The organism is Streptomyces corynorhini (genome assembly GCF_003346515.1).
GTDB lineage: Bacteria > Actinomycetota > Actinomycetes > Streptomycetales > Streptomycetaceae > Streptomyces > Streptomyces corynorhini.
The window spans coordinates 1-13,054 of record NZ_QQNA01000119.1 but is presented as its reverse complement, the minus strand read 5'-3'; the positions used below and the strand labels follow the sequence as shown (position 1 = coordinate 13,054).

The window sequence follows — 13,054 nt, the reverse complement described above, 5'->3', positions numbered from 1 at the left end:
CGGATGAGGTGCTGAACTCGGGTGGGATGCGAGGAAGGTGCTGAACTCGGTACGGAAATCAGTCGAGGTACTGGCAGGTCGAGCGCGGGGTGTACTGGCCGTGCCCGGCACTGCCCTTGAACTCCCGCTCCTCCAGCACGACTTCGCCCCGCGAGAGCACCGTCTCCACCCGGCCGGTGATCCGCTTGCCCTCGTAGGCGGAATAGTCCACGGCCATGTGGTGCGTCCGTGCCGAGACGGTCTGCTCCGCGTGCGGGTCGTAGATGACGATGTCGGCGTCGGCGCCCGGCGCGATGGTGCCCTTGCGCGGGTAGAGGCCGAACATCCTGGCCGGGGAGGCGCAGGCGATGTCGATCCAGCGACGGCGGCTCAACTTCCCCTCGACCACGGCCTGGTGGAGCAGATCCATCCGGTTCTCCACCCCGGGCAGCCCGTTGGGGATCTTCGAGAAGTCGCCGCGGCCCATCTCCTTCTGTCCCGTGAAGCAGAACGGGCAGTGATCGGTGGACACCACCTGGAGGTCGTTGGTGCGCAGCCCCCGCCAGAGCGCCGCCTGGTGTTCGCGGGGACGCAGCGGGGTGGAGCAGACGTACTTGGCGCCCTCGAACTCCGGCTCGGCGAGGTTGTCGGTGGAGAGGAACAGGTACTGCGGACAGGTCTCGCCGAAGACCGGCAGCCCCTTGTCCCGGGCCGCCGCCAGCTCCGCGAGCGCCTCCTCCGCGGAGACGTGGACGACGTACAGCGGCGCGTCCGCGACCCGCGCGAGCTGGATCGCGCGGTGGGTGGCCTCGGCCTCCAGCAGGACCTTGCGCACCTCGCCGTGATGGCGGGGGTCGGTGCGTCCCTCGGCCAGGGCCTGTTCGACGAGGACGTCGATCGCGATGCCGTTCTCGGCGTGCATCATGATCAGCCCACCGTTGGACGAGGCGCGCTGCATGGCCCGCAGGATCTTGCCGTCGTCGCTGTAGAAGACGCCCGGGTAGGCCATGAACAGCTTGAAGGAGGTGACGCCCTCCTGGACGAGGAGGTCCATCTCCTTGAGGGAGGTCTCGTTGACGTCCGCCATGATCATGTGGAACGCGTAGTCGATGGCGCACTTGCCGTCGGCCTTCGCGAACCAGGTGTCCAGCCCCTGGCGCAGCGAGCCGCCCGGGGTCTGGATCGCGAAGTCGACGATGGTGGTCGTACCGCCCCAGGCGGCCGCCCGCGTGCCGGTCTCGAAGGTGTCGGCGGCGAAGGTGCCGCCGAAGGGCATCTCCATGTGGGTGTGCGCGTCGACGCCGCCGGGGATGACGTACTTCCCGGTGGCGTCGACGGTACGGCCGGCGGTCCAGCCCTCGGCCGTGCCGGAGCCGTGCGCGGCGAGCGCGACGATTCGGCCGTCCTCGATCAGGACGTCGGCGTGGATCTCGTCGGACGCGGTGATGACGAGACCGCCGCGGATCAGGGTACGGGTACTGCTCATGCGGGTGACGCTCCCTTTCGTACGGACGGACGGAGCGGACGGGCGGGGCGGACGGGCGGGGCGGACGGGGCGGCGCGGCGCGGGGCGGACGGGCGGGGCGGGGCGGCGCGGCCGAGAATCCAGCCCGGCATGATCCGAACGAGAGGCCCTAGGCGCTTCTCAGGGCCAGTTCGAGGATCTCCGCGCCCTCTTCCGCCTCCGCGACGGTCAGCGAGAGCGGGGGCGCGATGCGCAGCACGCTGGTGTGGTGGCCGCCGCCCTTGCCGATCAGCAGCCCGCCCTCACGGGCCGCCTCCAGGACCGCCGCCGCCGTCTCCGGCGCCGCCTCGGTCGTACCTGGCCTGGTCAGCTCGATGCCGATCATCAGCCCCCGGCCGCGCACCTGCCGTACGGAGTCGGCGCGGGCGCCGATGGCGCGCAGCCGCTCGATCAGCAGTCCGCCGACGCGGCGGGCGTTGCCCTGGAGGTCGTGCTCCAGCAGGTACGAGAGGTTGGCCAGCCCGGCGGCCATGGTGACGGGGCTGCCGCCGAAGGTCGAGATGGAGTTGGCGTCCAGGCAGTTCATGATCTCGGGGCGGGCGACGACGCCGCCGATCGACATACCGTTGCCGATGCCCTTGGCGAAGGTGAGGATGTCGGGCGGGCCGTTCTCGCCGTGTGCCTGCCAGCCCCAGAAGTGCTCGCCCGTGCGGCCCCAGCCGGTCTGCACCTCGTCGCTGATCCACAGGACGCCGTGCCGGTCGAGGACCTCGCGGAACGCGGCGTACAGCCCGTCGGGCGGGGCGGTGAAGCCGCCGACGCCCTGGACGGGTTCGGCGATCAGCGCGGCGGGGGTACGGACATGGCCGAGCAGGTCCTCCAGGTCGGCGACGCACGCCTCGGTGAACCGCTCGTCGGTGAGCCCCGCGTAGGGTCCCCGGTCGCGGACACCACCGTGCACGTACAGCGTCTGGAGCGGGGAGAGGGACGTCGGTGACCAGCTCCGGTTGCCGGTGACGGAGACGGTGGAGAAGGACCGGCCGTGGTAGCTGTTGCGCATGGCGAGGATCTGGTTCGAGCCCCGGTACGCGGTGGCGAGCATCAGCGCCGTGTCGTTGGCCTCGGTGCCCGAGGTGGTGAAGAAGACGCGGGCGTCGGGGATGCCGGACAGACCGGCGACGCGCTCGGCGAGTTCGACCATCGGGCGGTTGAGGTAGAGCGTGGAGGAGTGGATGATCCGCCCGGCCTGCTCGCTGACCGCCTTGGTGACCTCGGGCAGCGCGTGCGCGGTCATGGTGGTGAGGATGCCGCCGAAGAAGTCGAGGTAGCGGTTGCCCTCGGCGTCCCAGACGTGGCGGCCCTCGCCGTGGGTGATCTCGATGGGGTCCTGGTAGTAGAGCGCCAGCCAGTCGGGCAGGACGGCGCGGTGCCGGTCGAACAGCTCCGTCACGGCCGCACCAGCCCCTCGTACGCGTCGGGGCGGCGGTCCCGGTAGAACGCCCACTGCTGCCGCACCTCGTCGATCAGCCCGAAGTCCAGGTCGCGGACGACGAGTTCCTCCGCCTTGTCGCTCGCCGTCTCCCCGACGAACTGTCCGCGCGGGTCGACGAAGTAGCTCGTGCCGTAGAAGTCGTTGTCGCCGTACTCCTCCTGGCCGACGCGGTTGATCGCGGCGACGAAGTACTCGTTGGCGACGGCGGCGGCGGGCTGTTCGAGCTGCCAGAGGTAGCTGGAGAGGCCGCGCGAGGTGGCGGAGGGGTTGTAGACGATCTGGGCGCCGTTCAGGCCGAGCTGGCGCCAGCCCTCGGGGAAGTGCCGGTCGTAGCAGATGTAGACGCCGACCTTGCCGACGGCGGTGTCGAAGACGGGCCAGCCCGCGTTGCCCGGCTTGAAGTAGTACTTCTCCCAGAAGCCTTTGACCTGCGGGATGTGGTGTTTGCGGTACTTGCCGAGGTACGAGCCGTCGGCGTCGATGACCGCCGCGGTGTTGTAGTAGAAGCCGGACTGCTCGATCTCGAAGACCGGCACGACGATCACCATGCCGGTCTCCCGGGCGAGATCCCGCATCCGGGTCACGGTCGGTCCGTCCGGGACCGGTTCCGCCCACCGGTAGTGCTCGGGCTCCTGCACCTGGCAGAAGTAGGGCGCGTTGAAGACTTCCTGGAAGCCGATGATCTTCGCGCCCTGCCGGGCCGCCTCGCGGGCGTGCTCCTCATGTTTCGCGATCATGGATTCGGTGTCGCCCGTCCAGGTCGCCTGGACAAGTGCGGCGCGTACGACTGAGGCCACGAGCTGCTCCTTCGGCGGATGCGTCGGCGGATGCGTCGGTGCGCTCTACGCACGTAGATTCGATGCGTAGGAGGAGAACGTAAGCCCCGTCCCACACGGGGGCAAGACCATCGTCGTTAACCCGCAGAGTCGATCAAGTTTCACACCCGAGCGGTCGACATCGGGCGGTTCAGGCCAGAATGGGGTACGCGCCGGGGTCAGACGTGCCCGATCCCCGCCACGCGCAGCGCGTGGACGAGGTCGCGCTCCCTGGCGACCGAGACCGTACGGGCCGCCTCGATCAGCTGCGGTACGAGCCGGCCGGGATCCGGGGCGGCGACCAGCGCCGCGTCCTCGGGCGCGCGGGCCTGTACGAAGGCGGTGAGCAGCGCCCGCGCCTCCTGCTCCCGGCCCGCGTCGCCGAGCGCGAGAACGGCGTCGCTGATCTCGCCGGCGGGCCGGGAGACGCCCTGGCGCAGCAGTTGGTGGCAGTCGTCGTCGCGGCCCGCCAGGGCGAGCGCTCCGGCCGCCGCCGCGAGCCGCGCGGGCGGCAGGAAGGCGGCCTCCCAGAGCAGTTCGGCCCAGTCGGCGCCGAGCCCGGCGCGGTGCAGTTCGGCTGCGAGCTGCGGCAGTTGGCCGGGCGGGCGCCCGGCGGCCTCGCACAGGACGACATGGGCCTCGCCGCTGCGCCCCTCGGCGCGCAGCCGGATCAGCCGCTCGACGGTCTCCGCGGCGGCGCGCCGGTCCTCCGGGGTGAGCGCGGGCGGCGTCGGGCCGACGGGCCTGGCCTCGGGCACCCCGCCGAAGCGGGCGCCGCGCGGGGTGGCGGGGGCGCCGGGCGGGGGCGCGAGCGGCACGGGAGCGGGCCCGGCCGGTTCGCTCTCCTCGACCTCGATCCCGGCGAAGCGGGCGCCGCGCGGCTTGCGTTGGGTGGCGGGCCGCTTCTCCTTGCGCGTCTTCTTCCCGCCGCGGCCGTCCGGCCGCTTCCCGCCCGTGCCGTCCTGGTCGACCCGGTCGCCCCCGCCGCCCGTGCCGCCCTCGCCGCCCCGGCCGGACGGCGAGGCCGCGTCGGCCGGGCCGCCCCGGCCCGCCGCGCCCGTCGGCTCTCCGTCCTCGGGGCCAGGCTCCGCGGGGCCAGGTTCCGCGGAAGCAGGCTCCGCGGAAGCAGGCTCCGCGCGGCCCGGTTCCGCGCGGAACCAGCCACCCGGGGCGGGCGGGCGCGGCGGCGCGGCGGAGCCGGGCGCCGTCAGGGCGGAGAGCCTGGTGCGGAGTTCGGCGCAGCGCGCGGTGGCGCGCGCGTGGTCGTCACGGACCCAGGCCAGGTCGTGGCCGAGCCGCTCCCCCTGGGACGAGTCCCGCGGCAGGCCGCGGAGCAGCCGCGCCAGCTCGTCGGCGCGGCCCGCCGCGTACGTCTGCTCACGGAGCATCAGCCGCAGCCGCTCCGCCAGCGCCTCGGCGCCGCCGGGGAGCCGGTCGTACGCGGCGGCGGACGCGGCGTGCAGCCGCCGGGCGCGCTCGCTCTCCCGCGCCACCAGCCGCTGGTCGTGCCCGGCCGCGAAGTCCTGGAGCAGCGAGTCGACCACGTCCCAGGGCGGCACCTGGGCCCCGTCGAAGCAGGCGCGCAGCCCTTCCGGGTCCCGGTGTCCGAAGACCCCGTACCAGCCGGCCGACGGGTCGAGCCGCGCCGCCAGGCCCTGTAAGTACTGTGCGAAGTTCCCGATTTCCGCCGGGAGTTGATGCACCGTCATCGCTGCCCGCCCCTGCGAGTCCGTCGCCGGAGGGAACACCCTTCGGCCCCCGGGCATTTCACCCCAGGCGTGTTACGGGGCCGCTACGGACAGTTTTCCGGCAGGGGGCGGAGGGCTCACCCGGCGTCGGCGCCGAGCGTCACCGCGATCCCGGTGTGCGGGCGCTTGCCGCGCCGTACGACCATGGCGGGCCAGTCGGTCAGCCAGAACTGCCAGGTGTACTTCGCGGCCAGCAGGGTGCGCGCCTTGGCGAGCCCCGCCCCGTCGAGGAGGCGGGCCGTCCCTTCGGCGCTCGCGGCTCCCGGCGCGATCCGGCCGCGCACGTCGCAGGCGGCCACCAGCACCTTGCCGTTGTTGCGGATCCGCTTGACCTTCCAGGAGTCGGAGCGGGTCCAGATGTACAGTTCGCCGCCCTCCACCGCGTGCCAGACGGGCGTCGCGACGCCCGTTCCGTCCTTGCGGTAGGTGGTGAGGCTCAGATAGCGGCTGCGGGTGAGTTCGTCGAGGGTCGTCGTCACCTACCGAACTCTATGCGCCGCGCGGGCCGACCGGCCCCTCAGACCGGCACCAACGCGCAGGAGGCCGCGATCTCGTCCATCGACAGACCGAGCGCGCCCGCCAGCGCCGCCACCGTGAAGAAGGCGGGGGTCGGGGCACGACCGGTCTCGATCTTGCGGAGGGTCTCGGCGGAGATTCCGGCGGCGGCCGCGATCTCCACCATGCTGCGCGAGCCGCGCGCCTCACGCAGGAGTCCGCCGAGCCGCTCACCGCGCTCGCGCTCTCGGGGGGTGAGGGGGTTTCGTACCATGCCGTCATTGTAATACCGGCGCCGGGCATTCCGGCTCCCCCCGTCCATCGGTATGGTTATCGGGATGGTGGAGATCAAGACCGACGCGTCCCTGGAGGCGATGCGCGCCGCCGGCCGGGTCGTCGCGCGGACGCTGGCGACGGTGCGCGAGGAGGCCGCCGCGGGCGTCTCCCTGCGCTCGCTCGACGAGACCGCGCGGAGTGTGCTGCGCGAGGCCGGAGCGGGCTCGCCCTTCCTCGGCTATCACCCCTCCTGGGCTCCCACGCCCTACCCCGCCGTCATCTGCGCCTCCGTGAACGATGTGATCGTGCACGGCGTCCCGGGCCCCTACCGGCTGCACGACGGCGACCTCGTCTCCATCGACTGCGGCGCGGTGCTCGGCGGCTGGGTCGGGGACTCGGCGATCAGCTTCACGGTGGGCCGCGCCCGCCCCGACGACCTGCGGCTGATCGACACGGCGGACCGGGCGCTGGCGGCGGGCATCGCGGCGGCCGTCGTCGGCAACCGCGTCGGCGACATCGCGCACGCGGTCGGCCGGGTCTGCCGGGCGGCGGGGTACGGCATCCCCCACGGCTTCGGCGGCCACGGCGTGGGACGCCGGATGCACGAGGACCCCGGGGTGCCCAACGAGGGGCGCGCCGGGCGCGGCGTGCTGCTGCGCCACGGGATGGTGCTGGCGATCGAGCCGATGCTGACGGGCAGCGGTACGGACCGGCACTTCACGGCGCGCGACGGCTGGACGGTGCGCACGCTGGACGCCAGCCGCGCGGCCCACGCGGAGCACACCGTGGCGATCACCGACGGCGGACCGCGCGTCCTGACGGCGCTCTGACTGCGGACACCCGGACGACTGGACGGCTGGAAGCCCTCCGCCTTGGACGCCCGGACGCCTTCCCCCCGGACGCCCGGCCCCCTGGAAGCCCTCCGCCCGGACCCCGGAAGCCCGCCCCCCGGAAGTACGGCCGGTACGGACCGTCCGGGCCCGCGTCACGGGCGGCTCCCGCCCCGGGGAGCCGCCCGTGACGCGCGGGCGCGGGCGCGGGCGCGGGCGCTGCCGCCTCTACTGCTTCCCGGCCGGCCGTACGACCATGGCCGAGCCGCCGCCCCTGCGTTCGCGCTCCGCTGCGGCGAGCCATCGCCCGTCGGGCAGGCGCTGCACGCCGGTCGCCGCGCCGATCTCCGGGTTCTGGGTGAAGACGTGCCCCAGCGCCTCCAGTTGACGGCGCACCGGGCTGTTCCACAGCCCCGGCTCCAGCTCGGTCGCCGCCGCGTTGCGCTGGCTGGCACGCGGGGCGGCGATCGCGTCGACCAGCGGGAGCCCCCGGTCGAGACGGCCCGTCAGGGTCTGCAGCACGGTGGTGATGATGGTCGCCCCGCCGGGCGAGCCGACGGCCAGCACCGGCCGGTCGTGCCGGTCGAGCACGATCGTCGGCGAGATGGACGAGCGCGGGCGCTTGCCGGGCCCCGGCAGGTTCGGGTCGTGGACCGCGGGGTTCGCCGGGGCGAAGGAGAAGTCGGTCAGCTCGTTGTTGAGCAGGAAGCCCCGGCCTGGCACGGTGATGGCGCTGCCGCCCGTCGACTCGATGGTCAGGGTGTACGCGACGACGTTGCCCCACTTGTCGGCGGCCGTGAGGTGGGTGGTGTTCTCGCCCTCGAAGGTGGTCGGCGCGGCCGTGCCGCCCCGGTCGCACGGCGTGGGCCTGCTCGGATCGCCGGGCGCCAGGGGGCTCTTGAGGACGGCGTCGTCCTTGATCAGGCAGGCGCGCGAGTCCGCGAACCGCTGGGAGAGCAGGCCCTTGGTCGGTACGTCCTCGAAGGCCGGGTCGCCGACCCAGCGGCCCCGGTCGGCGAAGGCGATCCGGCTCGCCTCGATGAAGCGGTGCAGGTATCCGGCCCGGCTCGCCTTCGAAAGGTCGGTGCGCTCAAGGATGTTGAGGGCCTCGCCGACGCTCGTACCGCCCGAGGACGAGGGCGCCATGCCGTACACGTCGAGCCCCCGGTAGGAGACCTTGGTCGGCGCGCGACGCTTCGTCCGGTACGCCGCGAGGTCCCGCTCGGTCAGGTCGCCCGGCCGCGCGACACGGTCGGCCGCCGGATCGACGGGCGGCTTGCGCACCGTACGTACGATGTCGCGGCCCAGCTCGCCCCGGTAGAGCACGCCGGTGCCCTTGCGGCCCAACTCGGCGTAGGTGCGGGCCAGATCGGGGTTCTTGAAGACCGATCCGACGACCGGCAGCCGACCGCCCGGCAGAAAGAGCCGCGCGGTGGCGGGGAAGTCCGCGAACCGCTCCTGGTTGGACTGGGTCTGGGAGCGGAAGGTCGCGTCGACGGTGAAGCCGTTCTTCGCCAGCCGCTCGGCGGGCGCCAGGACCTCGCCCAGGGACCGGCTGCCCCAGGCGCCGAGGGCGGTGTCCCAGGTGGCGGCGGTGCCGGGCGTGCCGATGCCGAGGCCGCTGGTGACGGCGTCGGCGAACGGGATCGGGGCGCCGTTCTCCAGGAACAGGGAGCTGTCGGCGGACTTCGGGGCGGTCTCGCGGCCGTCGATGGTGTGCACCGTACGGGACTTGGCGTCGTAGTAGACGAAGTAGCCGCCCCCGCCGATCCCGGCCGAGTACGGCTCGGTGACGCCGAGGGCGGCGGCGGTGGCGACGGCCGCGTCGACGGCGTTGCCGCCGCGCCTGAGCACCTCGATGCCGGCGGCCGAGGCGTCGGCGTCGACGCTCGCGACCGCTCCCCCGTACCCCGCCGCGACCGGCGTCTTGGTGACGGGCGGTTTCGCCGGGGAGCCGACGGCGGCCGGTGGGGGCGGCGCCGCCCCGACCGACAGCAGGGCGGCGGCCAGGGCCACCAGCGAGACATTCCGCGCAGCGGAGCGACGCATCCGTACCTCCAGTCAGGAACAGTGCGCGCAGCCTAACTTCAGGGTGCCCGCCGCGTCAGGACCGTCTCCGCGACGCGAGAGGGCCCCCGCCGTCGCGGGGCGGCCGATACCATGCGCGCCCATGACTGACGACATACGCGATATCGTGCTCGGCGTGGTCGCCGCGGGCCTGAGCGCCACGCTGGGCTGGCTGGCCCGTACCTACCTCTGGCGACGCGGACTGCGCAGGAAACAGGCGTTCTTCGGACTGCCCGGCCACTCGGAGTGTCTGCTCGTCGTCAATCGCGAGGCGGGCGGCGACGGGGCGGTCCACCGTTACGACGTCTTCGCCCTGCTGGAGCTGTCGGCGCTGATCAAGGACTGCGGGGCGCACGCCGAGATCGTCCAGCACGACACGGCGCGGCGCGGATTCGGGGAGCGAACCGAGTTCTGCGTGGGCGGCCCCGCGTCGAATCGCCGGATGGCGGCGCACCTGTCGTCCCTGCTGCCCGGGATCAGGATGAACACGGAGCCCGAGCCGAAGGCGGAGCGCGGCGCGCTGCGGATCGGCACCGAGTACTACCGCGTGGAGCCCGGGGTGACCGAGTACGTGCTGCTGGCGCGGCTGACGGCCGGGGAGGAGGCGCGGCCGGTGTTCCTCTTCTGCGGGCAGCGGGCGATCACCAACCAGGCCGCCTCGCGCTATCTGGCCCGCCACCACGAGAAGCTGGCGCGCAAGCACGGGGACAAGTCGTTCTGTCTGCTGCTGAAGGTCGTGAACTCGCAGGCGTACGGGCCCGATGTGGTGGAGCTGGTCGCGGAGGTGACCCGTACGGCGCTCGCGCCGGTCCCGGAGCCCGAGCCGTCGGCGAGTTGAACCCGGGCACGGCCCGACCGGCGCGCAGCTGACCTTCTCCCCTGCGGAGGGGAAGTGATCTCCGGCCGCGAGCCGGGCGGGCCCCTGCCCTGTGCTACTGCGCGCCCGGCAGCAGCGTCCCCGGGGAGGCCGGGGCGACACCCGCTCCACCGGTTCTGGGATTGCGCCGCTGACGCCTGGCCAGCCAGTGGGCGAACCAGGAGAGCAGCATGCACATCCCGATGTAGATCGGCGAAATCACCATCACCACGGGGATGAACGGCAAATCGTAGTCGAGATTGGAGGCGATGAGCTTTCCGGCATGGAGGAACTCCTCATAGGTGATCAGATATCCCAGCGATGTGTCCTTGAGAGCGACCACCAGCTGGCTGATGATCGTGGGCAGCATGGCGCGGACCGCCTGCGGCACCAGCACGTACGACATGACCTGCGTCTTGCGCATGCCGAGGGCGTACGCGGCCTCCCGCTGACCGCGCTCCACCGAGTTCACTCCGGTGCGCAGCACCTCGGCGAGCACGGAGCCGTTGTAGAGCGTGAGTCCCGCCACCAGCGCGGGCAGGGCCTGCACCTTGAGCGCGACGAAGATGAAGAAGATCATCACCAGTACGGGCATGGCGCGGAAGAACTCGACCAGGGCGGTGGCGATCCAGCGCACCGGCCGGTGCGCGGAGAGCCGGCCCGTGGCGAGCAGCGCGCCGAGCGCGAGCGAGAGCACCGCGGCGAGCGCGAACGCCTTGAGGGTGTTGGCGAGGCCGCGCAGCAGCAGGTCCTGGATCCCCCGGTACGCGAAGGGGCTCCACTTCGTGGCGGTGAACTGGTCGGTGTCGAAGAGCAGGTACAGCAGCCAGCCGACGAGCCCGGCGATCACGGCCGTCGCCGCGACGCCGTAGAGGCGGTGGCGGCGGCGGGTCCTGGGGCCCGGGATGTCGTACAGGGCGGTCGGCCCGTCGATGACGGTGGCACGGCTCATCGGGCGGTCCCCCAGCGCTTCTCCATGACCGTGAACAGCGCGCTGATGGACAGCGTGATGATCAGGTATCCGACGGCGATCCAGACGAAGGTCCAGATGATGCTGTAGCCCATTTCGCTCAGGCTCTTGTAGGTGCCGAGCAGCTCGGTGACGCTGAACGCGCCGGCGATCGCCGAGTTCTTGGCGAGGGCGATCAGGGTGGAGCCGATGGGCGGGATCACCGTACGGAACGCCTGCGGCAGCACCACCGCGCCCAGCGTCCGGCCGAAGCCCATGCCGAGGCTGCGGGCCGCCTCGCCCTGGCCGGTGGGCACGGTGTTGATGCCGGAGCGCAGCACCTCGCAGATGAACGCGGAGGTGTAGCAGCCGAGCGCGAGCACCGCGAACAGCTGGAAGGGCAGGACGAGGCCGAAGCGTGGCAGTCCGAGGACGACCGCGAAGAACAGCAGGGTGAGCGGGGTGTTGCGCAGTACGGTGACCCATACGGTGCCCAGCGCGCGCAGCGAGCGGACCGGCGCGACGCGGAAGGACGCCATGACGAAGCCGAGCGCCAGCGCGAGCAGGGAGGCGTAGAGGGTCAGCTCGACGGTGCCGAGGAAGCCCTCTCCGTAGAGGGAGAAGTTCTTGGTGAGTACGTCCATGGCGCCTGCCTCAGCTCGCCGGGTAGCGGTCGATGGGCGGGGGCGGGGTGGCTCTGCGTCCGGAGAGGCCGAGGGTGGCGTCGTACGCCTTCTGCCAGTCACCGTTGCGCTCGTGGACGGCGAGGGCGTCGTCGAGCGCGAGCCGCAGCGCGTTGTCGCGCCGGGGGACGCCGATGCCGTACGGCTCCTCGGAGAACGGCTTGCCGACCACCTTCAGCTCCTGCGGCACCTTGGCCGCGTAGCCCTGGAGGATGGTGTCGTCGGTGGTCACGGCGTCGACCTGATAGGTCAGCAGGTTGTCGACGCAGACGGAGTAGGCGTCGTAGCCGACGAGTTCGACCCGCGGGTAGTCCTGCCGCATCCGCTGGTACGGGGTGGATCCGGACGCCGAGCAGACGCGTTTGCCGTCGAGGTCGCGCGGCCCGTCGATGCCGTGCTCGTCGGTGCGCACCAGCAGGGACTGGCCCGCCATGTAGTAGGGGCCCGCGAAGCCGACGAGTTTCTTGCGGTTGTCGTTGATGGTGTACGTGCCGACGTAGTAGTCGATCTGCCCGTTCTGGAGGGCGGTTTCGCGGTTGGCGGAGGCGATGGTGCGGAACTCGACGGTCTTCGGGTCGAAGCCGAGCGAGGCCGACATCATCTTGGCGATCTCGATGTCGAAGCCGGAGTAGACGCCGGTGGCGGGGTCCTTCTCGCCCATGTACGGCTGGTCCTCCTTGGCTCCGACGACGAGATGGCCGCGGCGCTCGGCCTTCTTCCAGGTGGGTGAGTCGGGCAGGGTGAAGGACCGGTCCACCCGGTAGTGCGGCAGGGCGTCGGCCCGCGGGCCCTTCACGGGCGGGCTGCCCGCCTTGCCGCAGCCCGCGGCGGTGAGGGGCGCGAGCAGGGCCAGCAGCAGCGGGACCAGCGCCGTGAGGGTTCTGCTCCGGCGTCGCGGAGGTGTCATCGGCCGTGCCCCCGTCAGTGCTTGAGGATCTTGGAGAGGAAGTCCCTGGCCCGTTCGCTCGCCGGCGCGGTGAAGAACTCCTCCGGGGTGCGGTCCTCGACGATGCGGCCGTCGGCCATGAAGATCACGCGGTTGGCGGCGGACCGGGCGAAGCCCATCTCGTGGGTGACCACGACCATGGTCATCCCGTCGCGGGCGAGTTGCCGCATCACTTCGAGGACTTCGTTGATCATCTCGGGGTCGAGGGCCGAGGTCGGCTCGTCGAAGAGCATGACCTTCGGGTCCATCGCCAGCGCGCGGGCGATCGCGACGCGCTGTTGCTGACCGCCGGAGAGCTGGGCGGGCAGTTTGGCGGCCTGGTCGGCGAGGCCCACCCGGTCGAGCAGTTCGCGGGAGCGCCGGTCGGCGTCCGCCTTCTTGAGTCCGCGGACCTTGATCGGGGCGAGCGAGACGTTGTCCAGTACGGTCCGGTGCGCGAAGAGGTTGAACGAC

The 13,054-nt window shown here is 72.2% G+C and carries 13 protein-coding genes; 2 read left to right on the top strand and 11 right to left on the bottom strand.

Annotation, left to right across the window (positions count from 1 at the left end):
• Positions 1 to 58: 58 nt before the first annotated feature.
• From hydA to DVH02_RS16205, 6 genes are all read right to left on the bottom strand, one after another.
• The gene (gene hydA, locus DVH02_RS16230) at positions 59 to 1,465 is read right to left on the bottom strand and encodes a dihydropyrimidinase (protein ID WP_114624538.1); all 1,407 of its coding nucleotides are present in this window, start codon (positions 1,463 to 1,465) and stop codon (positions 59 to 61) included.
• 148 nt (positions 1,466 to 1,613) lie between these two features.
• Positions 1,614 to 2,894 (bottom strand): aspartate aminotransferase family protein, encoded by a 1,281-nt coding sequence (locus tag DVH02_RS16225; protein ID WP_114624537.1) that lies wholly within the window; start codon positions 2,892 to 2,894, stop codon positions 1,614 to 1,616.
• Positions 2,891 to 3,733, bottom strand: a complete 843-nt coding sequence (locus DVH02_RS16220; RefSeq protein ID WP_114624536.1) for a nitrilase-related carbon-nitrogen hydrolase — start codon at positions 3,731 to 3,733, stop codon at positions 2,891 to 2,893. Before DVH02_RS16220 ends, DVH02_RS16225 begins: the two co-directional genes overlap by 4 nt.
• A 197-nt stretch (positions 3,734 to 3,930) precedes the next feature.
• Positions 3,931 to 5,460: a hypothetical protein gene (locus tag DVH02_RS16215; RefSeq protein ID WP_199566300.1), complete on the bottom strand. Its 1,530-nt coding sequence runs from the start codon at positions 5,458 to 5,460 to the stop codon at positions 3,931 to 3,933.
• Positions 5,461 to 5,576: 116 nt separating this feature from the next.
• Positions 5,577 to 5,978, bottom strand: coding sequence for a PPOX class F420-dependent oxidoreductase (locus tag DVH02_RS16210; RefSeq protein WP_114624535.1), 402 nt, complete (start codon positions 5,976 to 5,978; stop codon positions 5,577 to 5,579).
• 38 nt (positions 5,979 to 6,016) lie between these two features.
• Entirely contained in the window at positions 6,017 to 6,268 is a 252-nt protein-coding gene (locus DVH02_RS16205; RefSeq protein WP_114624534.1) for a helix-turn-helix domain-containing protein, read from the bottom strand.
• Between the two features lie 64 nt (positions 6,269 to 6,332).
• Between DVH02_RS16205 and map the strand changes: the two genes are divergently transcribed.
• The gene (map, locus tag DVH02_RS16200) at positions 6,333 to 7,100 is read left to right on the top strand and encodes a type I methionyl aminopeptidase (RefSeq protein WP_114624533.1); all 768 of its coding nucleotides are present in this window, start codon (positions 6,333 to 6,335) and stop codon (positions 7,098 to 7,100) included.
• A 228-nt stretch (positions 7,101 to 7,328) separates the two neighbouring features.
• Here map and ggt read toward each other — a convergent pair whose 3' ends face one another.
• Positions 7,329 to 9,149 (bottom strand): gamma-glutamyltransferase, encoded by a 1,821-nt coding sequence (ggt, locus tag DVH02_RS16195; RefSeq protein WP_114624532.1) that lies wholly within the window; start codon positions 9,147 to 9,149, stop codon positions 7,329 to 7,331.
• A gap of 121 nt (positions 9,150 to 9,270) precedes the next feature.
• Between ggt and DVH02_RS16190 the strand changes: the two genes are divergently transcribed.
• Entirely contained in the window at positions 9,271 to 10,005 is a 735-nt protein-coding gene (locus DVH02_RS16190) for a hypothetical protein (protein ID WP_114624531.1), read from the top strand.
• A 94-nt stretch (positions 10,006 to 10,099) separates the two neighbouring features.
• On the opposite strand, the gene DVH02_RS16185 is transcribed toward DVH02_RS16190, so the two are convergent.
• The 4 genes from DVH02_RS16185 to DVH02_RS16170 all read right to left on the bottom strand — a co-directional run.
• Complete coding sequence (locus tag DVH02_RS16185; RefSeq protein ID WP_114624530.1) at positions 10,100 to 10,975, bottom strand: amino acid ABC transporter permease; 876 nt, start codon at positions 10,973 to 10,975, stop codon at positions 10,100 to 10,102.
• Entirely contained in the window at positions 10,972 to 11,616 is a 645-nt protein-coding gene (locus DVH02_RS16180; protein WP_114624529.1) for an amino acid ABC transporter permease, read from the bottom strand. Before DVH02_RS16180 ends, DVH02_RS16185 begins: the two co-directional genes overlap by 4 nt.
• Positions 11,617 to 11,626: 10 nt before the next feature.
• Entirely contained in the window at positions 11,627 to 12,562 is a 936-nt protein-coding gene (locus tag DVH02_RS16175; protein WP_114624528.1) for a glutamate ABC transporter substrate-binding protein, read from the bottom strand.
• 14 nt (positions 12,563 to 12,576) lie between these two features.
• On the bottom strand, positions 12,577 to 13,054 hold a 478-nt coding region (locus DVH02_RS16170), incomplete at its 5' end, for an amino acid ABC transporter ATP-binding protein (RefSeq protein WP_147286068.1).

Coding starts and splice junctions, on each gene's coding strand:
- hydA (WP_114624538.1), bottom strand. CDS start 1,465: ATGAGCAGTACCCGTACCCTGATCCGCGGCGGTCTCGTCATCACCGCG.
- DVH02_RS16215 (WP_199566300.1), bottom strand. CDS start 5,460: ATGACGGTGCATCAACTCCCGGCGGAAATCGGGAACTTCGCACAGTAC.
- DVH02_RS16205 (WP_114624534.1), bottom strand. CDS start 6,268: ATGGTACGAAACCCCCTCACCCCCCGAGAGCGCGAGCGCGGTGAGCGG.
- map (WP_114624533.1), top strand. CDS start 6,333: ATGGTGGAGATCAAGACCGACGCGTCCCTGGAGGCGATGCGCGCCGCC.
- ggt (WP_114624532.1), bottom strand. CDS start 9,149: ATGCGTCGCTCCGCTGCGCGGAATGTCTCGCTGGTGGCCCTGGCCGCC.
- DVH02_RS16190 (WP_114624531.1), top strand. CDS start 9,271: ATGACTGACGACATACGCGATATCGTGCTCGGCGTGGTCGCCGCGGGC.
- DVH02_RS16185 (WP_114624530.1), bottom strand. CDS start 10,975: ATGAGCCGTGCCACCGTCATCGACGGGCCGACCGCCCTGTACGACATC.
- DVH02_RS16180 (WP_114624529.1), bottom strand. CDS start 11,616: ATGGACGTACTCACCAAGAACTTCTCCCTCTACGGAGAGGGCTTCCTC.
- DVH02_RS16175 (WP_114624528.1), bottom strand. CDS start 12,562: ATGACACCTCCGCGACGCCGGAGCAGAACCCTCACGGCGCTGGTCCCG.